Source organism: Cellulosimicrobium funkei, from assembly GCF_900155925.1.
Taxonomy (GTDB): domain Bacteria; phylum Actinomycetota; class Actinomycetes; order Actinomycetales; family Cellulomonadaceae; genus Cellulosimicrobium; species Cellulosimicrobium funkei.
The window spans coordinates 76,184-94,237 of sequence record NZ_FTMI01000002.1 but is presented as its reverse complement, the minus strand read 5'-3'; the positions used below and the strand labels follow the sequence as shown (position 1 = coordinate 94,237).

The window sequence follows — 18,054 nt, the reverse complement described above, 5'->3', positions numbered from 1 at the left end:
GCCGCTCACCCGTCGCTCTGGCACCACGGGGCGTGGAGCGCCCGCCCACGGCACCGTGCCGGCGGGCACGGCCGTGGGCCGGCGCAGGGACCCCGGCCGCGGCGAGCCAGGTGCCGGTCGGTTCGCACCCACGGTGAGCCGAGCACCCGCCGGCCCACGAACCCCCGTACCGTGGAACAGAAGCCGCCCCGGCGGCGTTCACACTCTCGCGTGGTCGGCCGCCACGCACCGAGCATCCGAGGAGCAGCACGTGACCGAGCAGTCAGCCGTCCAGAACCTGATCATCGTCGGGTCCGGTCCCGCCGGGTACACCGCGGCGATCTACGCGGCGCGCGCGGGACTGTCCCCGCTGGTGCTCGCGGGGTCGATCACCGCCGGCGGTGCGCTGATGAACACGACCGAGGTCGAGAACTTCCCCGGTTTCCCCGACGGGATCATGGGCCCCGAGCTCATGGACCACATGCAGAAGCAGGCCGAGCGGTTCGGCGCGCGCATCGAGTGGGACGACGCCACGCTGCTCGACCTCGAGGGGCCGGTCAAGACCGTCGTGACGGGCAACGGCGACACCTACCGCGCCCGCGCCGTCATCCTCGCGACCGGGTCCGCCTACCGCGAGCTCGGCCTGGACGACGAGAAGCGCCTGTCCGGCCGCGGCGTGTCCTGGTGCGCGACGTGCGACGGCTTCTTCTTCCGCGACCAGCACATCGCGGTCGTCGGCGGTGGCGACTCGGCGATGGAGGAGGCCACGTTCCTCACCCGGTTCGCCGAGAAGGTGACGCTGGTGCACCGTCGTGACGAGCTGCGGGCGTCGAAGATCATGGCCGACCGCGCGCTCAACGACCCGAAGATCGAGTTCGCCTGGAACAGCGAGGTCGCGGGGATCGAGGGCGACAAGAAGGTCGAGGGCGTGACGCTGCGCGACACCGTGACCGGCGAGGAGCGCGAGCTCCCCGCGACGGGACTGTTCGTCGCGATCGGCCACGAGCCCCGCACCGAGCTCGTCAAGGGTCAGATCGACCTGGACGACGAGGGCTACATCCAGGTCGTCGGGCGCACCACCGCGACCAACCTCGAGGGCGTGTTCGCGTGCGGCGACGCCGTCGACCACACCTACCGCCAGGCCATCACCGCCGCCGGCTCGGGGTGCTCCGCCGCCCTCGACGCGCAGCGCTACCTCACCGAGCTCGCGGACGCGGCGGGCCTCGCGGACCTCGCCGGCACCCCGCAGACGCCGAACCCCGACGAGCTGCCCGAGGCGCTCGCCGAGCTCCAGGCCTGACCCCGCACCGCAGCCACCGACGACCCCAGGAGGTTCACCATGTCGACCGTCCCCGTCACCGACGCCACCTTCCGCGCGGAGGTCCTCGAGTCCGACGTCCCCGTCCTCGTCGACTTCTGGGCGACCTGGTGCGGCCCGTGCCGCCAGGTCGCGCCGATCCTCGAGGAGCTCGCCGAGGAGTACGACGGCAAGATCAAGATCGCCAAGCTCGACACCGACGCGAACCCGGAGACGACCGCCGCCTACGGCATCGTGTCGATCCCGACGCTCAACGTCTACGTCGGCGGCGAGCTGCAGAAGTCGATCATCGGTGCGCGCCCCAAGCGTGCGCTCACGGAGGAGATCGACGCGGTCCTCGCCACGACCGTCTGAGCCGTCGCTTCCGCGACCGCTCGGCACTCGGAGCTCGGACCGGGAGCGACGTCGGACCATGCACGCCGGAGGGCGGGCCACCAGCACGGTGGTCCGCCCTCCGGCGTCTTCACGCGATCCCCCGATCCTCCGTGCCACACTGGGGATCGTGACTGGACCGACGACTCCCTCGCAGCAGCCCGCTCCCAGCGGCACCCGCCTCGACCCGTGGTTCGGTGCCTACGCAGAGCGAGCGCACGGGATGCGAGCGTCGGAGATCCGAGCGCTGTTCTCGGTCGCGAACCGGCCCGAGGTCGTGTCGCTCGCCGGCGGCATGCCGTACCTCGAAGGCCTCCCTCTCGACCAGATCGCCGACACCATGCAGCGCCTCGTCGCGACGCGCGGTGCCACGGCGCTGCAGTACGGCTCCGGCCAGGGCGACGAGACCCTGCGTGAGCGGATCCTCGACGTGGTGCGGATGGAAGGCATCGAGTGCCACCCCGACGACGTCGTCGTGACGACCGGCTCGCAGCAGGCGCTCGACCTCGTCACGCGGATCTTCGTCGACCCGGGCGACGTGGTCGTCGCGGAGGCGCCGAGCTACGTCGGGGCGCTGGGCGTGTTCCGGTCGTACCAGGCCGACGTCGTGCACGTGCCCCTCGACGAGCACGGGCTCGTCCCGGAGGCGCTGGAGGAGACGCTCGCGCGCCTCGCCGCCGACGGGCGTCGCGTCAAGCTGCTCTACACCGTCCCGAACTTCCACAACCCCGCCGGCGTGACCCTCACCGCCGAGCGCCGCCCGCGCATCCTCGAGATCGCGCAGCGGTACGGCGTCCTCGTCATCGAGGACAACCCCTACGGGCTCCTCGGCTTCGACGGCCAGACGCTCCCCGCGCTGCGGTCGCTCGACGAGGACGGCGTCCTCTACCTCGGGTCGTTCTCGAAGACCTTCGCCCCGGGATACCGCGTCGGCTGGGTCGTCGCACCGCACGCCGTCCGCGAGAAGCTCGTTCTCGCGAGCGAGTCCGCGATCCTGTGCCCGTCGAACGCGTCGCAGCTCGCCATCGCCGCCTATCTCGACACGTGCGACTGGAAGGGCCAGATCAAGCAGTTCCGTGAGCTCTACCGTGAGCGTCGCGACGCCATGATCGGCGCCCTCGCCGAGCACCTCCCCTCGGCGCGCTGGACGGTGCCCGACGGCGGCTTCTACACCTGGGTCCAGCTCCCCGACGGGCTCGACGCGCGGTCCATGCTCCCCCGCGCGGTCACCGCGCGCGTCGCCTACGTGCCCGGGACCGCGTTCTACGCCGACGGCACGGGCGCGAGCCACGTGCGCCTCTCCTACTGCTTCCCGACCCCGGAGCGGATCCGCGAGGGTGTCCGTCGCCTCGCGGGCGTCGTGAACGCCGAGCAGGAGCTCGTCGAGATCTTCGGCACCAACGCCGAGCTCGACCCCGACGTCACGGACGTCGAGAACCCCTCGCCGAACCTGGCCTGAAGCCCCTCACCACACGACGCCGCGGCCGCCCCACCGGGCGGCCGCGGCACCGAACAGGAGTCCGTCACCAGTGGACACGACCACGGGCAGCCCCACGACGAGCGGCGTCGCCGACAGCACGACCTCGACGGACGCGCAGCGCCCTGACCAGCACCTTCACCTTCTTCGGCCCGACGACGACGTCCCCCCGGGCGGGCCCGTCGCCATCCTCGCCGGCGGCCTCTCGCACGAGCGCGACGTCTCGCTCCGCTCCGGGCGCCGTGTCGCGGAGAGCCTCCGCGCCGCCGGTCTCGAGGTGACCGTGCACGACGTCGACGCCGACCTCCTCCCCTTCCTCGAGTCCGCGCGACCCGACGTCGTCTGGCCGCTCCTCCACGGTGCCAGCGGAGAGGACGGTTCCATCCGCGACGTCCTCGAGCTCGTCGGCGTGCCCTACGTCGGAACCGGTCCGCGTGAGAGCCGTGCAGCCTGGAGCAAGCCCGTCGCGAAGAACGTCGTCCTCGGCGCCGGCCTGTGCACCCCGGAGTACGTCACCCTCCCCCAGAGCCTGTTCCGCGAGCTCGGCGCCCAGCCCGTGCTCGACGCGGTCGTCGCACGCCTCGGGCTGCCGCTCGTCGTGAAGCCGACGCACGGCGGGTCCGCGCTCGGCGTCACGCTCGTCGAGCGAGCCGACCAGCTTCCTCGCGCCATGGTCGACTGCTTCGCGTACGGAGAGGTCGCACTCATCGAGCAGGCCGTCCGCGGTGTCGAGCTGGCCGTGAGCGTCGTCGACCTGGGCCGCGGTCCGGAGGCCCTGCCGCCGGTCGAGATCGTGACGACGGGTCCGTACGACTTCGACGCACGCTACAACCCCGGCCGCACCGAGTACTTCGCACCGGCGCGACTCGACGACGACGTCCTCGGCGTCGTCCGCGAGGTCGCCGTTCGAGCCCACTCCGCGCTCGGTCTCCGCGACCTCTCCCGGACGGACGTGATCCTCGACGCTGACGGGGTCGTGCAGTTCCTCGAGGTCAACGTCGCGCCGGGGATGACCGAGACGTCCCTCCTCCCCCAGGCGGCACGCGCTGCCGGACTCGATCTCGGGCACCTCTACCGGTCTCTCGTCAACGCGCACGTGCGGCACTGATCCCTCCTCCGCCTGGCTGACCGGCGTCGCTGTTTCACGTGAAACGGCGGCGCCGTTCGTTTTCGGCCCACTCCGGGGGGTTCGTTCTCGGCCCACTCCGGTGGCACTGGTGAGCGAGAGACACGGCGATGCCATGGCCTGCCGCGGCGGAGTTGGCGGGTGGTGGCCCGACGGGATAGCACCGACTGATGCGACCCATCCCGACCGTGGCGCGGATGCTCGTTCCCGGCCCGACCCACGTTCCCGTCATGATCTCGAACGGTGCACCTTCGCGCCCCACCGACAGGTTGGCTCAGGATCGCCGACAGGAGCGTCGTTTCACGTGAAACACGCCTGATGGGACCGGCCGACTTCGCGCGCGGCCACTCTCCGGGCGAACGGCCCCGCGTCGCGAACGCGCAGTCCCCGGCCGGCGTCCCGGGTCCGCGCCCATGGACTGGGCGACGCACGGCGTCGCGCTCGCGAAGCGCGTAGACGTCTGGTTCGCGTGGACGCACCCGTGCTGACTCATTCTCCAAAGGCGGAGAACTTTTCCACCCACGGCGACGCGCACGGTGCAGCAGAGCCACGGAGGCGAAGGTCTCGGGTGGACGGGGGTTCGCCCGTACCGATGTGTGATGGCACTGCCCGCCCACGACTGCCGCGGGGCCAGGATGGTCGCGAGGGGGAACAGCGAGCCTCACGCGACGGGCGTCCCGAACGGCACTCCTGACCTCCCCTGTATCCAGGTCCACTCCTGGTGGTCCTGGCGGCGCATCGCAGGAGCCCCTCCCCTCCCCCGGTGCCGGGCTGTCGCCCCAAAGCCCCGCCGACGCGTCGCGCACCCGAGCGCTTCACATGCGGAGTCCGACGACGCAGTGCGGCGAGTGCGTGGCGTCCGGCACAGCCGCGTCGGGCGCTGCCACGACCTTCCGATGTTCCACGTGAAACGCCGGTCACGGCGCGTGAGCGAACGACGCCGCGTTGTCAGGCCCCTCCGCGTACGGGCCCACCGCTACGCCGCTGTGTCCGCACAACGCGACTCCACCGGACCGTCAACCGGCACCCGAGGTCGGCCGGCGGTGCACGGCAACGGCATCGAAACGCCGTGGCCACCAACCCGCGAGGGACAGCTCTGCGGCCCATCGTCGAAGGCCCGCCCCGCTCGACGGCCATCCCGTTCTCAGAGAATCCGCATGGTGTCGGGGTGCTCGGCCTCTGCCACAGGGAACAGCCGACACGCCGCCCCGCACATCGACCCGGGGGCGGGGTGACAGAGTGGCGACGTCAATGGCCGCCTTGATCTGCCCAGCGCTTCCGGGCAGGTCGGCGCCAACCGTCTGCTCGCTTGCCGTCATGGAACTCACTGACCAGGGGCCACGTCGTCCCTGACGTGTTCCACGTGAAACACGGCACGACAACACCATGCTCCCTGCGGAGGGCCTCTGGCCTGCCGTTTCACGTGAAACACCCGCCCTTCCCTCCGGGGAGCGATCTTCGTAGTCGGGTGCGCGCAGTGCTCGAATGGCGTAGGCGAAAGCCGCTCATCGCGACGCGGCCCTCCTCGGCAGCGAGGCGGTCCGGCACTCGCCGAAGAACCTCGTGCTCCAGACGGCGGTCTTCCTCCTACCTATCTCGAGGCGGGCCTGCGGCAGATGCACAGCTCCCGCACCACGCACCATGGGCACAGCGCCTTGTGGCGACCGGCCGACACCGGGGTTGCTGGTCATGCGACTCAGAGCGTGCCGGTGAGGCCGGCCGGGCGTCTCACCGTAAGAATGCGGAGGAGACGAGGTGCGGTCCGTCCTCCAGACAGGCCAGCGGGGCGGGCGCACTCGCCGTATGGCGTGCGCACCCGCCCCGCTGGGTGATCCCGCGAGCCGACGCTGGTCGCCGCAGATGCGCCGACAACACCGGCACGAGCGTCGTCTACTTCCGCAACAGACCCGGGTCGTCGGGCGCCATGACATCGAGGATGCGGTTGAGGTCCTCGACGGAGGCAAACTCCACAGTGAGACGGCCCTTGTTCTTGCCGAGGTCGACCTTGACCCGCGTCTCAAAGCGGTCGGACAACCGATGTGCGAGCTCGTCGATCGCCGCGGAACGCTGTCCCGCCCGTGGAGTTCTCGGCGCGCGACGCTCGCCGTCAAGACCGCCCATCGCGACGATCTCCTCCGTCGCCCTCACGGAGAGCCCTTCGGCGACGATGCGCTGCGCCAGACGCTCGATCTCCGCACCGTCCGTGAGCCCCAGGAGCGCGCGGGCGTGTCCTGCCGAGAGCACTCCGGCAGCGACCCGACGCTGTACCAGCGGCGGCAGGCGCAGCAGGCGCAGGGTGTTCGAGATCTGCGGACGGCTTCGCGAGATGCGGTCCGCCAGCTCCTCGTGGGTGCAGCCGAAATCGTCCAGAAGCTGCCGGTACGCGGCCGCCTCTTCGAGGGGATTGAGAGCACTGCGGTGCAGGTTCTCCAGGAGCGCGTCGCGCAGCAGGTCGGCATCGTCGGTCTCACGGACGATGGCCGGGATCACAGCAAGACCCGCTGCCTGCGTCGCCCGCCAGCGGCGTTCGCCCATGATCAGCTCGTACGCGGCGGACTCCCCTGGCACCGGGCGCACGACGATCGGCTGGAGCACGCCGATCTCACGGATGGAACCGATGAGCTCGTCGAGCTCGCCCTCGTCGAAAACGGTCCGCGGCTGCCGCGGGTTGGGCCGGATGGACGAGGTCGGGAGCTCGGCGAACCGCGCGCCCGGAACGGGCACCAGGTCGTCGGCGGCCCCGCCTGTCCACTCCTCCACGCTGGCCGATTCCGCAGGTGAAGGGCCACCGGACTCCGTTGCGGAGATCTGCTCCGTGCCCGTCTTCGGGCTGGAGTCCGACGTCGTTTCACGTGAAACCGCGGCCGTCGTCGCCGAGTCAGTCGTCGCCGAATCGGTCGTCGCCGAGTTGATCGTCGCTCGGTCTGTCTTCGCCTGGTCTGTCGTCGACGAGTCGCGAGTCGGCGCGGAGTTCGCGCTCGAGTGGGCGGTGTCCCCTGCCGCCACAGCGTCCAACTCAGCGAGGTCCGCGTCCGAGAGCGACGTGAGCGACGCGAGGTCAGCGGGCCCGGCGTCCGCGTCCGCCACCAGGGTCGTCACACTCGTCGAGGCTGCGTCCTCCCCGGCCTGCTGGTCGACAGAACTCTCTGCAGCGTCGCTCGTCTCGTGGTGCTTCGCCTCGTCCGTGGAGGGGCTCGGGAAGAAGACGTCGACGGGCCGCCTGCCCTCGGAGCTCGTCGGGATCAGGGCACCTAGCCCTCGACCGAGCCCTCGGCGCTTCTCGCTCATCGCTGTTCCTCCTGCCGCAGGCCGGGACCACCGATGGTGCCGGCGAACTCATGATCGTGGTGAGACGTGGAACCGGTGTGTGCTGATGCTGGAGGGTCCTGGGGTGGCGGCGATTCGGCGTTGCGCTGAAGGCCCTCGCTGGTCCCCTCGTCGCTACGGTTCTCCGCGCGTTGCGTGAGTTCGCGGGCCGCTTCGAGGTACGCGAGCGCCCCCGTCGACCCTGGGTCGTAGGTCATGACCGTCTGCCCATGGCTCGGGGCCTCCGAGATCCGCACGGATCGCGGGACCGTCGTGCGCAGCGTCTGCTCCGGGAAGTGCTCGCGGACTTCGCTGGCGACCTGCTGCGCAAGGTTCGTCCTGCCGTCGTACATGGTGAGCAGGATCGTCGAGACATGGAGCCCCGGGTTGAGGTGCGCCTTGATCAGCTCGATCGTCTTGAGGAGCTGGCTCAAGCCTTCCAGGGCGTAGTACTCGCACTGGATCGGGATGAGCACTTCCCGACCGACCACGAAGGCATTCACCGTCAGGAGGCCAAGGCTCGGGGGGCAGTCCACCAGGACGTAGTCGATGGGTTCGAGCCCTTCACGCTCACGCTGGGCGAGATACTCGTCGAGCGCACGACGAAGCCGTGTTTCACGTGAAACGAGCGACACGAGCTCGATCTCCGCACCCGAGAGATCGATGGTCGCCGGGACGCACCAGAGCGTGGGGATGTCGGGACACTGCTGCACCGCGCTCGCCAACGGGTCACCATCGACGAGAACCTCGTAGACCGACGGCGTCCCTGCACGATGCTCGACGCCGAGAGCGGTCGACGCATTGCCCTGGGGATCGTTGTCGATCACCAGGACGTTGAGCCCGGCCATCGCCAGCCCGGCGGCAAGGTTCACTGTCGTCGTGGTCTTCCCGACGCCGCCCTTCTGGTTCGCGACGGTGATGATCCGGGTCGTCACCGGTCGAGGGAAGCGTCGCCCGTGAAGGTCGATCCGACGGCGGGCGTCCTCCGCGAGCTGGGCCGCCAGCGGCGTCGACTCGTCGGCGACGGGAAGACTCGCCATCAGCGCTGCCCGGCGGTCGTCCTCGGTTCCCATGCTCCGTGCGCCCTCCCCGTCGTGGGAGAGCGCCACCTGCTCCTCGGAGCCGTCGGGGCCCACAGGGCTCTGCGTCACGCGTCTCATCCTCTCCGTCGTCGCCTCTCAGCATCCGCCGTGCGCCATGGCTTTCGACGGATCTCGGGGCCGAGAGCGGGCGTGTCGCTCACGTCCTCGGCACCCGTTCCCTAGATCAGCGTGAACCAGTCTGCCGCACGATACGAACGACCGTCGTGGTCTCCACACCGGGGAGCGTCGGTGCCTCGATGATCTCCGGCTCCGACCCCTTGAGCTTGCGCAAAACCTTCCGTGCCGGATCGATCTCGCGACTCACGTTACGACCCTTGAGAACGATCATCTCCCCGCCTGGTCGAACCAGCGGGAGCGACAGGCGCGCGAGCTTGTCGAGTGCCGCGACGGCACGCGACGTCACCGCGTCGCACTCGAACGCACCGTGATACTCCTCGGCTCGGCCCCGCTTGACCTCGATGTTCGGCAAGGAGAGGTCCTCGGCGATCTCCGTCAGCCAGGCGCAGCGTCGCTCCATCGGTTCGATGAGGTAGACAGTCGCTTCCGGACGCATGGCGGCGATCACGACGCCCGGCAGACCAGCGCCCGACCCCACGTCAGCGATCAGCCCGGTCCTGGGCAGGAAGGGCACGACGGCGGCCGAGTTCAGGATGTGACGATCCCAGATGCGCGGAACCTCCCGCGGTCCGATGAGACCGCGCAGCTCGCCTTCGTTCCGCAACCGTTCCGCGAACTTCTCGACGGCGACGAACGAGTCACCGAAGTACTCGATCAACGCCTCCCGGGGGATGTCCGGCTCCTCGTTGCCTGCGGCCTCGTGCTGCATCGGGTCGTCTGCCTCCTCGTGTGCGAACGCCTCATCGTTTCACGTGAAACGACGTCGAGGGTGCGCGGCCCACCGAGCGTCGAGCGAGGTTCGACGAGCTTCGACCATGTCGCCAACCGTTCCGGGAATCGTCGTCACACCTCTCCTCGCCGACCCGAAGAACGGCGGTCGTCACGACGTGGCGAACGCCGTCGAGCAGGGCATGCGCACAGGACTGCCCGCGCCCCGCCACCCGGCGCTCGTCCACTCCGTAGCTCCCGTGCGGTTCCCGTACCAGCGAACCCGTCAGCACCCCCGCACCCAGAGTCGCGCGGAACTCCTGGGTACCAGCACCCTCAGCAACGCACTTCGCCCCGCGTTTCACGTGAAACGCGGGGCGAAGAAGAAGCGGGGGTTCGTCTCCGGCGGTGTCAGTCTGCCGGGTAGATGACGACGTAGCGCTGAGGCTCGACACCCTCCGAGTCGCTCCGCAGCCCCGCTGCGGCCACGGCGTCGTGGACGACCTTGCGCTCGAACGCGTTGAGCGGATCGAGCGAGACCTTGGCTCCCTCGGCACGCACGCGCTCGATCGCCTCTGCGGCCTGCGCCGTGAGCTCACGACGACGGCCCGCTCGGAAACCGGCGACGTCGAGCATGAGGCGGCTCCGCTCCCCCGTCCTGGCCTGCACGGCGAGGCGCGTCAGCTCCTGCAGCGCATCGAGCACCTCGCCGTCGTCGCCGACGAGAGAGCTCAGCGCGGCGGGGTCGTCCGCAACGATCTCGACAGCGGCCCGGTCGTGCTCGACGTCGATGTCGATGTCACCGTCGAGGTCCGCGATGTCGAGGAGTTCCTCGAGGTAGTCCGCCGCGATCTCCCCTTCTTCCTCGAGTCGGGTGGTCTCCGGGGCGGATTCCTCGGTGGACGTCGCGTCGGACGCGGGCGTCTCGGTAGGCGTCATGCGTTGCTCCTCACGGCACGTGCGCGCTCGGGCGCAGGTCTACTTCTGCTTCTTCTTCTTGGGCGCGGGCTTCGATGCGCCGGTCCCGGACCCGCCCTTCGCGGCACCGCCCGGTGCCGGCTTGTCCGCCGGGGCATCCTCCGCCGGGGCATCCTCCGGGGTAGACGCGGACACCGTCCCGACGGGACGAGGGGCGCTCTTCTGGCGGTCCTTGCGCTTGGGCTGCTGGCGCTGGCCGCGAGGCTGCTCGATGACCGGCGTCGCGTCCTCGACGACGCCCTTCGCCGCGCGCTTGCGCGCCTGGCGCTCCTTGAGGAGGCGCTCCGCCTCCGAACCCGGGGCCGGCATGCGTCGGATCGTGTAGAACTGCTGCCCCATCGACCAGAGGTTCGTCGTGGTCCAGTAGACGAGGACACCGACGGGGAAGTTCACGCCGGAGACGGCGAAGATGAAGGGGAAGACGTAGAGCATCATCTTCTGCGTCGAGGCCATCGGGCCCTCGAGAGCCGCCTTCGGCATGTTCTTCATCGTGAGCTGACGCTGCGTGAAGAACGTCGTCGCACACATCGCGACGATGAGGACCGCGATGACGATCTTCGTCTGCAGGTCATCGGTGCGGAGGAAGACGTCGGACAGCTGCGCACCGAACACGGACGAGCTCTCGATGTCGGACGCCACGGAGGCGTCGATAGGACCGATCGGCTTCGAGGAGCCGTCGGAGATCGGCACGAGCCCGTTCAGCACCCGGAAGAGCGCGAAGAAGATCGGCGACTGGAGCAGGATCGGCATGCACGAGGCGAAGGGGTTCGTCCCGTGCTTGCGATAGAGCTCCATCGTCTCGCGGCTCATGGCCTCACGGGACGCGGGGTCCGTCTTGCCCTTGTACTTCTTCTGGATCGCCTGCATCTCCGGCTGCAGCATCTGCATGCCGCGCGACGCCTTGATCTGCTTGAAGAACAAGGGGATCAGCAGGATACGGATGATGATGACCAGGCCGACGATCGACAGGACCCACGCCGGGCCCGGGCCGTCGGAGAACCCGAGGAACACGAGACCCTGGTGGCAGAGGTACATGATCCACGCCACGACCCACTCGATCGGGGCGAGGAACGCGAAGAAGTCCATCGGTGACTGCTCCCTCAACTTCAGACAAAGCGTGTGAATCGCCCGGGATCGGGCTACGGACTAGTGCGTGTGTCGTGCCGGCGGAACGTCGTCGACCCCACCGAGGCTCCAGGGGTTGCAGCGCAGCAGCCGCCAGAGGGCGAGGCCCGTTCCGCGCAGGGCGCCGTGACGACGCACCGCCGTGAGGGCGTACTGGGAGCAGGACGGGTAGTACTTGCACGTGGGCCCGGTCATCGGGGAGATCACCGACTGGTAGGCCCTGATCATGCCGATCAGCGTGAGCGCGGGGACCCGGCGCAGCAGGTCGGCGACGCGGCGGACGACGCCGCGCTCGTCGGGTGCCGGCTCCTCGGACGAGGGCGGCGCCGGGACGCGCGGCGGGTGGGTCGTCGTCATCGACGCTCGCCCGCTCGCTCGTCGAGCCGACGGGTCGCACGCACGAGACCGCTGTCGAGGTCGGCGCTGAGCTCCTCGAAGGAGGCGAGCGCCGCGCCGGGAAGCGCGCGGACGACAGCGCGCCCGTGCGCGGGCAGCACGAAGAGACGCGACGCCGTGGCGGCGCGCAGTCGGCGCTTCACGAGGTTGCGGTGCACCGCGTTCCCCACTGCCTTGGAGACGACGAAGCCGACCTGCGGCTGAGCAGCGCCCTCGGGATCCTCCGAGAGGTGCACGACCACGGTCGACCTACCAGCACGCACGCCGCGGCGCACCGCCCGCTCGAAATCGACGGAACGGCGCAGTCGGTGCGCCGCGGGGAGCACGTGCGATCAGGCAGAGAGCTCGGTGCGGCCCTTGCGGCGGCGGGCAGCCAGGATGGCGCGGCCGGCGCGGGTCCGCATGCGCAGCCGGAAGCCGTGGGTCTTCGCCCGGCGCCGGTTGTTCGGCTGGAAGGTCCGCTTGCTCACGAGGTACTCCAAGAACGTCGGGGAGGTACACCGTCTATGTCCTCGACGATGCAGTGACAGGCTCCGGTTGGCTCCTGCCGATGGTTCGGGTCGTGCGCCGGACGGTCGCCCGCCCGGTCACCGCTCAGGCGCGCGGACCGGATGACCATTGCTGGGGGCATCGGGTCCTCGCAGGCAGATCCTGACGTGAGGCCTCGCGTCGAGTTTCCTCCACGCGGGCGCGCCAAGAACACCTGGAACGGCTGTCTGACGTTACGCTGCGCGACCCCCCCGGGTCAAACCGCGACGGGTGACCTTCACCGCGTGCGACGATGGCGCGGCGTCGTCCCGGATCCCGGCATCCTGCCGGTGAGAGCATCCTCACCCTACAACCCACAGCCTGTGGACAACTATGTGGATGAGGGGTTCCCGTGGCACGATCGACCCCAGCATCACCCCATCCGTGACCTTCTCCTCGTCGGCGCACCCCCGCCCGGCCCGTCAGCGTGCTCGACGGCCGGAGCTCTGCCCGGCGCACGCTGTCGACCCCGTGAGGAACTGCCCGTGGCCAACCCGGACGAGAACATCGCCGACGTCTGGGCGCAGACCCTGAGCATCCTCGAGGCGAGCCCGGACATCACTCCGCGGCAGATCGCGTTCATCCGGCTGGCCAAGCCGCTCGCGATCCTCGACGACACCGTCTTCATCGCGGTCCCCCACGAGCAGACCCGCACGTACCTCGAGACGCGGGTCCGTGACGAGCTGGTGACCGCGATGTCCTCCTGCCTCGGGCGCGACGTCCGGTTCGGCATCACCGTCGACCCGGAGCTCAGCTCCGACCCCGTCCTCGCGCCCGCGTCGCGGCCGGCGGTCGAGCGGCCCTACATCGAGCCCGACGACGTGCTCCTCCCGGACCTGCCGGCGCCTCCCCCGCCCCGTCCCCAGGCCGAGCCGAGCCGGCTGAACCCCAAGTACGTCTTCGAGACGTTCGTCATCGGCTCCTCCAACCGGTTCGCGCACGCCGCCGCGGTCGCGGTGGCCGAGGCACCCGCCAAGGCCTACAACCCGCTGTTCATCTACGGGGACTCCGGGCTCGGCAAGACGCACCTGCTGCACGCGATCGGGCACTACGCCCACAACCTGTACCCCAACGTGCGCGTGCGCTACGTGAACTCGGAGGAGTTCACGAACGACTTCATCAACTCCATCGGCGAGGGCAAGGCCGGAGCGTTCCAGCGGCGTTACCGCGACGTCGACGTGCTCCTCATCGACGACATCCAGTTCCTGCAGGGCAAGGAGCAGACGATGGAGGAGTTCTTCCACACCTTCAACGCGCTGCACAACGCCAACAAGCAGGTCGTCATCACGTCCGACCTGCCCCCCAAGCAGCTCAACGGGTTCGAGGACCGCCTGCGGTCCCGGTTCGAGTGGGGCCTCATCACCGACGTCCAGCCGCCGGACCTCGAGACGCGCATCGCGATCCTCCGCAAGAAGGCGTCGAGCGAACGCCTCGCCGCTCCGGACGACGTGCTGTCCTACATCGGGTCGCGCATCTCGACGAACATCCGGGAGCTCGAGGGCGCGCTGATCCGTGTCACCGCGTTCGCGAACCTCAACCGCCAGCAGGTCGACCTCCCGCTCGCGGAGATCGTGCTCAAGGACCTCATCACCGACGAGGACAGCGCGGAGATCACCCCCGCCGCGATCATCGCGCAGACCGCCGCGTACTTCGGCCTGACGATCGACGACCTCTGCGGCAGCTCGCGATCGCGCGTCCTCGTCACCGCTCGCCAGATCGCGATGTACCTGTGCCGAGAGCTCACCGACCTGTCGCTCCCGAAGATCGGGCAGCAGTTCGGGGGCCGCGACCACACGACGGTCATGCACGCGAACCGCAAGATCACCGAGCAGATGGCCGAGCGTCGCTCCACGTACAACCAGGTCACGGAGCTCACGAGCCGGATCAAGCAGCAGCACCGCGGCTGAGGCGGCGAGGCCGTGCCCGGACGGTGCTACTCGTCGGCTCGACGCCGCGCTGACCGCGGCTCTCCCCCTCACGGTGCGGTCCGGTCCCGGACGAAGCGGGTCGCCCCCGCGCACCGGCGCTTCCTGAGCCCACGGCGGGTGCGCCGTACGGGGAGGCAACCGCACATTCCCGCCGTTCTGCCTCGCACCCGGGCCGGACGCAGCCCTCGGCACGAGCCGCTGTCAGGCGCCTCGGCCGGGCTCTCTCGCGTCGCCCCTCACACCACCGGTGGCCCCCGTCACGCGCCCCGGCGGCCCTCCTCGGCCTGCGTCGAGCTCGGACGATCCATGTCCATCACGTTCCAGGTCTCTGCCCGGGAGATTCTCGTCGTCCCTCGCCGGAGCGCCTCCGAGATCACCGAGATCCCTCGTCGACCATGCCGATCTTCTTCTGGCTGTCCACTCTCGTCGCGCGACGAGACGCCGTCCGACGCCCCGGGACTGACCAGACGCGCCCCTCCCCGAGCGGTCTGCCATCGGGGTTGTCCACCGCCAGTGGACGGTCTCACCAGCTCGTCGCCGACCCCGAAGACCCTTCCCCACCTGTCCCGCGCGCTGTCCACAGGGTTACCCACCGTGGTGCTCTATTCTGTGGAAATCGGCGTCAAGCACCGACGCGCCTCTCCAGCCACGGGCAGGTACGACACTCGTACACAGCTTGTGGGTGGAGTTGTCCACAGTCATCCACAGGACTCCTGTGGGTATTCACATTCGCGGAATGCAGACGACGACGGTGGACCACAGGGTCTCGTGCGCCGCGACAAATCCTGACAACATCATGGTTTTCCCCCCGAAACCTGTGGACGGCGGCCTCGTACACACCCTGTGGACGGCTCACCCGGAGGGGCTCTGTGCACAGTTCTGTGGACAGCTGTGGACAAAGGCCCTCTCAGTGTGGACGGGCCACCCTCGATCAGTGGACGACGTGTGGGGACAGATCGGCCGCCCACAGGCGCCGCGACTTTCCCACACTGGGCCCACCGGTTCGTCCACACGCATTTGTGCCCTCTGACCTGGGCGGACACCGGTTTTCCACGAGATCCACAACCCCTATGACGACGACGAAAGTGTTCTCAGAGGGGAAATTCCACACGCCTTCATCAGGCCCCGGCGGCCGACGGTGCGACCTGTGCTCCACGAGCCCGCTCCCGATCCTGGCCGAGCCGTGGTGAGCGCGCGACGTCGGCGGAGACCGCCGTCGGGCCTCCGTCCCCAGGCCCGCCGTTCCAGTTCCTCCCACCCGCCTCCTCGCGTAGGGTTCATGCACGACACGTGTGCGCGGACCTGCGACCCGGCACCTCGTGTCCACAGCGGCAGACCTGCCCGGTGGACGAGCGAGGACGAGCGGCCCCGACGGCGAGCCCGGCGTCGCGGCGAAGCAGGACGGCACATGTGAAGATCGGGTCCGACCGAGACGTGGGGACGAGAGGGTGTGGGATGAAGTTCCGGGTTGAGCGTGATGTCCTGGCCGACGCGGTGACCTGGACGGCGCGAACCCTGCCGACCCGCCCGCCCGCGCCCGTCCTCGCCGGGGTCCGGCTCGAGGCCGACGCGTCGGGGACCATCGGGCTGTCGAGCTTCGACTACGAGGTCTCGGCCCGTTCGGAGATCCCCGCCGAGGTCAGCGAGCCTGGCACGGTCCTCGTCTCCGGCCGGCTGCTCGCCGAGATCTCCCGGGCGCTGCCCGCGAAGCCCGTGGACGTCGTCCTGGAGGGCAACAAGGTCACGGTGACGTGCGGCGCGAGCCGGTTCACGCTCCTCACCATGCCGGTGGACGAGTACCCGGCGCTGCCCGCGATGCCCGAGCTCTCCGGCACCGTCTCGGGCGACGAGCTGACGAACGCCGTCGCGCAGGTCACGGTGGCGGCGAGCCGCGACGACACGCTCCCCCTCCTCACGGGCGTGCGCGTCGAGATCGAGGGCGAGAAGATCACGCTCCTCGCGACGGACCGGTACCGCCTCGCCCTGCGCGAGCTCACCTGGACGCCCGTGACCCCGAGCTACTCCGCCGTCGCCCTCGTGCGCGCGCGCACCCTCAACGACGTGGCGAAGTCCCTCGGTGGCTCGGGCCTCGTCAACATCGGGCTCAACACGGGCGCCGGCGTGGACCTCATCGGCTTCGAGGCCGGGGGCCGTCATACGACGTCGCAGCTCGTCGACGGCGACTACCCCGCAGTGCGTCGGCTCTTCCCGGACGAGACGCCCATCCACGCCGTCGTCCCCACCGCCCCGCTCATCGACGCCGCCAAGCGCGTGTCCCTGGTCGCCGAGCGCAACACGCCGATCCGCCTGTCGTTCACGGACGGCCAGGTCGTCCTGGACGCCGGACAGGGCGACGACGCGCAGGCGTCCGAGGCGCTGGAGGCGGTGCTCGTCGGCGAGGACATCTCGGTGGCGTTCAACCCGCAGTTCCTGCTCGACGGCCTGGGCGCGCTCGGCACCGACTTCGTGCGCCTGAGCTTCACGCACCCGAACAAGCCGGTCGAGTTCACGGGTCAGGACTCCCTGGACGGCGAGGACTCGTCCCACTACCGCTACCTGCTGGTGCCGATCCGCTTCGCCGGCTGATCCCGACGGAGCCGGACGGCTCGCACCGCACCACCGCACCCCGGAGGACTCGTATGGTCACGCGCATCGGCCTCGTCGGCCTCGGCAAGATGGGCAACAACATGCGGGCGCGCGTCCGCGCCGCCGGTATCGAGGTCGTCGGCTACGACCCTCGTCCCGAGGTGTCGGACGTCGCGACGCTCGCCGACCTCGTCGCGGCCCTGCCCGACGACGGCCCGCGCATCGTGTGGGTCATGGTCCCGGCGGGCGACGCGACCCGCGGCGTGGTCACCGAGCTCGGCGGTCTGCTCGGCGAGGGCGACTTCGTCATCGAGGGTGGGAACTCCTACTACGCCGAGGACCAGGCGCGGGCCGCGGAGCTGGCCGAGAAGGGCGTCGGCTACCTCGACGTCGGCGTCTCGGGCGGCGTCTGGGGCCTCGAGAACGGCTACGGGCTCATGGTCGGCGGGGACCGGACGTACGTCGAGGCGGCCATGCCGGTCTTCGACGCGCTGCGTCCCGACGGCCCGCGCGAGGAGGGCTTCGTCCACGCGGGCGAGGTCGGCGCCGGGCACTTCGCGAAGATGGTCCACAACGGCATCGAGTACGGGCTCATGCAGGCGTACGCCGAGGGCTACGAGCTCCTCGCCGCGAAGAGCGAGCTCGTCAAGGACGTGCACGGCACGATGAAGGCGTGGACCCGTGGCACGGTCGTGCGCTCGTGGCTCCTCGACCTCTTCGTCAAGGCGCTCGAGGAGGACCCGCAGCTCGCCGCGATCGACGACTGGGTCGACGACTCCGGCGAGGGCCGCTGGACGGTCGACGAGGCGATCGACAACGCCGTCCCGCTGCCGGTGATCTCCGCCGCCCTCTTCGCGCGCTTCGCCTCGCGCCAGGAGCAGTCGCCCGCGCTCAAGGCCGTCGCCGCGCTGCGCCAGCAGTTCGGCGGGCACGCCGTCAAGGCGGCCGGGCCCGCCTCCCCGGGAGCCGGGCCGCTCGAACCCCCGGCCTGACCGCTCCCCGCCGAC

Annotated in this window: 15 protein-coding genes; 7 read left to right on the top strand and 8 right to left on the bottom strand. The window is 70.0% G+C overall.

Annotated features, from left to right (window positions below; translation table 11 throughout):
* Nucleotides 1-250 precede the first annotated feature (250 nt).
* The 4 genes from trxB (at nucleotide 251) to BXA05_RS04715 (ending at nucleotide 4,254) form a co-directional block, all read left to right on the top strand.
* On the top strand, nucleotides 251-1,279 hold the full coding sequence (gene trxB, locus BXA05_RS04730) for a thioredoxin-disulfide reductase (RefSeq protein ID WP_076404163.1): 1,029 nt from the start codon (nucleotides 251-253) through the stop codon (nucleotides 1,277-1,279).
* A 39-nt stretch (nucleotides 1,280-1,318) separates the two neighbouring features.
* On the top strand, nucleotides 1,319-1,651 hold the full coding sequence (gene trxA / locus BXA05_RS04725) for a thioredoxin (RefSeq protein ID WP_021479912.1): 333 nt from the start codon (nucleotides 1,319-1,321) through the stop codon (nucleotides 1,649-1,651).
* A gap of 241 nt (nucleotides 1,652-1,892) precedes the next feature.
* Nucleotides 1,893-3,128, top strand: a complete 1,236-nt coding sequence (locus BXA05_RS04720; protein ID WP_108051338.1) for an aminotransferase-like domain-containing protein — start codon at nucleotides 1,893-1,895, stop codon at nucleotides 3,126-3,128.
* Between the two features lie 205 nt (nucleotides 3,129-3,333).
* Complete coding sequence (locus tag BXA05_RS04715; protein ID WP_076404571.1) at nucleotides 3,334-4,254, top strand: D-alanine--D-alanine ligase family protein; 921 nt, start codon at nucleotides 3,334-3,336, stop codon at nucleotides 4,252-4,254.
* Between the two features lie 1,908 nt (nucleotides 4,255-6,162).
* On the opposite strand, the gene BXA05_RS04710 is transcribed toward BXA05_RS04715, so the two are convergent.
* From BXA05_RS04710 to rpmH, 8 genes are all read right to left on the bottom strand, one after another.
* Nucleotides 6,163-7,560, bottom strand: coding sequence for a ParB/RepB/Spo0J family partition protein (locus tag BXA05_RS04710; protein ID WP_076404162.1), 1,398 nt, complete (start codon nucleotides 7,558-7,560; stop codon nucleotides 6,163-6,165).
* Nucleotides 7,557-8,651 (bottom strand): ParA family protein, encoded by a 1,095-nt coding sequence (locus BXA05_RS04705; protein ID WP_143311092.1) that lies wholly within the window; start codon nucleotides 8,649-8,651, stop codon nucleotides 7,557-7,559. The genes BXA05_RS04710 and BXA05_RS04705 overlap by 4 nt, the downstream gene beginning before the upstream one ends.
* Nucleotides 8,652-8,844: 193 nt before the next feature.
* Complete coding sequence (gene rsmG, locus BXA05_RS04700; protein ID WP_061268281.1) at nucleotides 8,845-9,507, bottom strand: 16S rRNA (guanine(527)-N(7))-methyltransferase RsmG; 663 nt, start codon at nucleotides 9,505-9,507, stop codon at nucleotides 8,845-8,847.
* Nucleotides 9,508-9,917: 410 nt separating this feature from the next.
* Nucleotides 9,918-10,445, bottom strand: a complete 528-nt coding sequence (locus BXA05_RS04695; protein ID WP_061268280.1) for a Jag family protein — start codon at nucleotides 10,443-10,445, stop codon at nucleotides 9,918-9,920.
* 39 nt (nucleotides 10,446-10,484) lie between these two features.
* The gene (gene yidC / locus BXA05_RS04690) at nucleotides 10,485-11,570 is read right to left on the bottom strand and encodes a membrane protein insertase YidC (protein WP_076404161.1); all 1,086 of its coding nucleotides are present in this window, start codon (nucleotides 11,568-11,570) and stop codon (nucleotides 10,485-10,487) included.
* A 60-nt stretch (nucleotides 11,571-11,630) separates the two neighbouring features.
* A complete protein-coding gene (yidD, locus tag BXA05_RS20740) occupies nucleotides 11,631-11,966 on the bottom strand; it encodes a membrane protein insertion efficiency factor YidD (protein WP_082774590.1) in 336 nt (111 codons plus the stop codon).
* Complete coding sequence (gene rnpA, locus BXA05_RS04680) at nucleotides 11,963-12,331, bottom strand: ribonuclease P protein component (RefSeq protein WP_061268278.1); 369 nt, start codon at nucleotides 12,329-12,331, stop codon at nucleotides 11,963-11,965. The genes yidD and rnpA overlap by 4 nt, the downstream gene beginning before the upstream one ends.
* 6 nt (nucleotides 12,332-12,337) lie before the next feature.
* Nucleotides 12,338-12,475, bottom strand: a complete 138-nt coding sequence (gene rpmH, locus BXA05_RS04675; protein ID WP_034225701.1) for a 50S ribosomal protein L34 — start codon at nucleotides 12,473-12,475, stop codon at nucleotides 12,338-12,340.
* Between the two features lie 543 nt (nucleotides 12,476-13,018).
* Here rpmH and dnaA point away from each other — a divergent pair.
* The 3 genes from dnaA (at nucleotide 13,019) to gnd (ending at nucleotide 18,039) form a co-directional block, all read left to right on the top strand.
* Nucleotides 13,019-14,440: a chromosomal replication initiator protein DnaA gene (dnaA, locus tag BXA05_RS04670; RefSeq protein WP_043651559.1), complete on the top strand. Its 1,422-nt coding sequence runs from the start codon at nucleotides 13,019-13,021 to the stop codon at nucleotides 14,438-14,440.
* A 1,476-nt stretch (nucleotides 14,441-15,916) separates the two neighbouring features.
* Nucleotides 15,917-17,047 carry a DNA polymerase III subunit beta gene (gene dnaN, locus BXA05_RS04665; protein WP_034651929.1) on the top strand — a complete coding sequence of 377 codons (1,131 nt, stop codon included), beginning with the start codon at nucleotides 15,917-15,919 and terminating at the stop codon, nucleotides 17,045-17,047.
* Nucleotides 17,048-17,100: 53 nt separating this feature from the next.
* On the top strand, nucleotides 17,101-18,039 hold the full coding sequence (gene gnd, locus BXA05_RS04660; protein ID WP_034651935.1) for a phosphogluconate dehydrogenase (NAD(+)-dependent, decarboxylating): 939 nt from the start codon (nucleotides 17,101-17,103) through the stop codon (nucleotides 18,037-18,039).
* Nucleotides 18,040-18,054 lie beyond the last annotated feature (15 nt).

Excerpts from the sequence above, each read along its gene's own strand:
- trxA (WP_021479912.1), top strand. The coding sequence starts at position 1,319 with ATGTCGACCGTCCCCGTCACCGACGCCACCTTCCGCGCGGAGGTCCTC.
- BXA05_RS04720 (WP_108051338.1), top strand. The coding sequence starts at position 1,893 with ATGCGAGCGTCGGAGATCCGAGCGCTGTTCTCGGTCGCGAACCGGCCC.
- BXA05_RS04710 (WP_076404162.1), bottom strand. The coding sequence starts at position 7,560 with ATGAGCGAGAAGCGCCGAGGGCTCGGTCGAGGGCTAGGTGCCCTGATC.
- BXA05_RS04705 (WP_143311092.1), bottom strand. The coding sequence starts at position 8,651 with ATGGGAACCGAGGACGACCGCCGGGCAGCGCTGATGGCGAGTCTTCCC.
- rsmG (WP_061268281.1), bottom strand. The coding sequence starts at position 9,507 with ATGCAGCACGAGGCCGCAGGCAACGAGGAGCCGGACATCCCCCGGGAG.
- BXA05_RS04695 (WP_061268280.1), bottom strand. The coding sequence starts at position 10,445 with ATGACGCCTACCGAGACGCCCGCGTCCGACGCGACGTCCACCGAGGAA.
- yidC (WP_076404161.1), bottom strand. The coding sequence starts at position 11,570 with ATGGACTTCTTCGCGTTCCTCGCCCCGATCGAGTGGGTCGTGGCGTGG.
- yidD (WP_082774590.1), bottom strand. The coding sequence starts at position 11,966 with ATGACGACGACCCACCCGCCGCGCGTCCCGGCGCCGCCCTCGTCCGAG.
- dnaN (WP_034651929.1), top strand. The coding sequence starts at position 15,917 with ATGAAGTTCCGGGTTGAGCGTGATGTCCTGGCCGACGCGGTGACCTGG.
- gnd (WP_034651935.1), top strand. The coding sequence starts at position 17,101 with ATGGTCACGCGCATCGGCCTCGTCGGCCTCGGCAAGATGGGCAACAAC.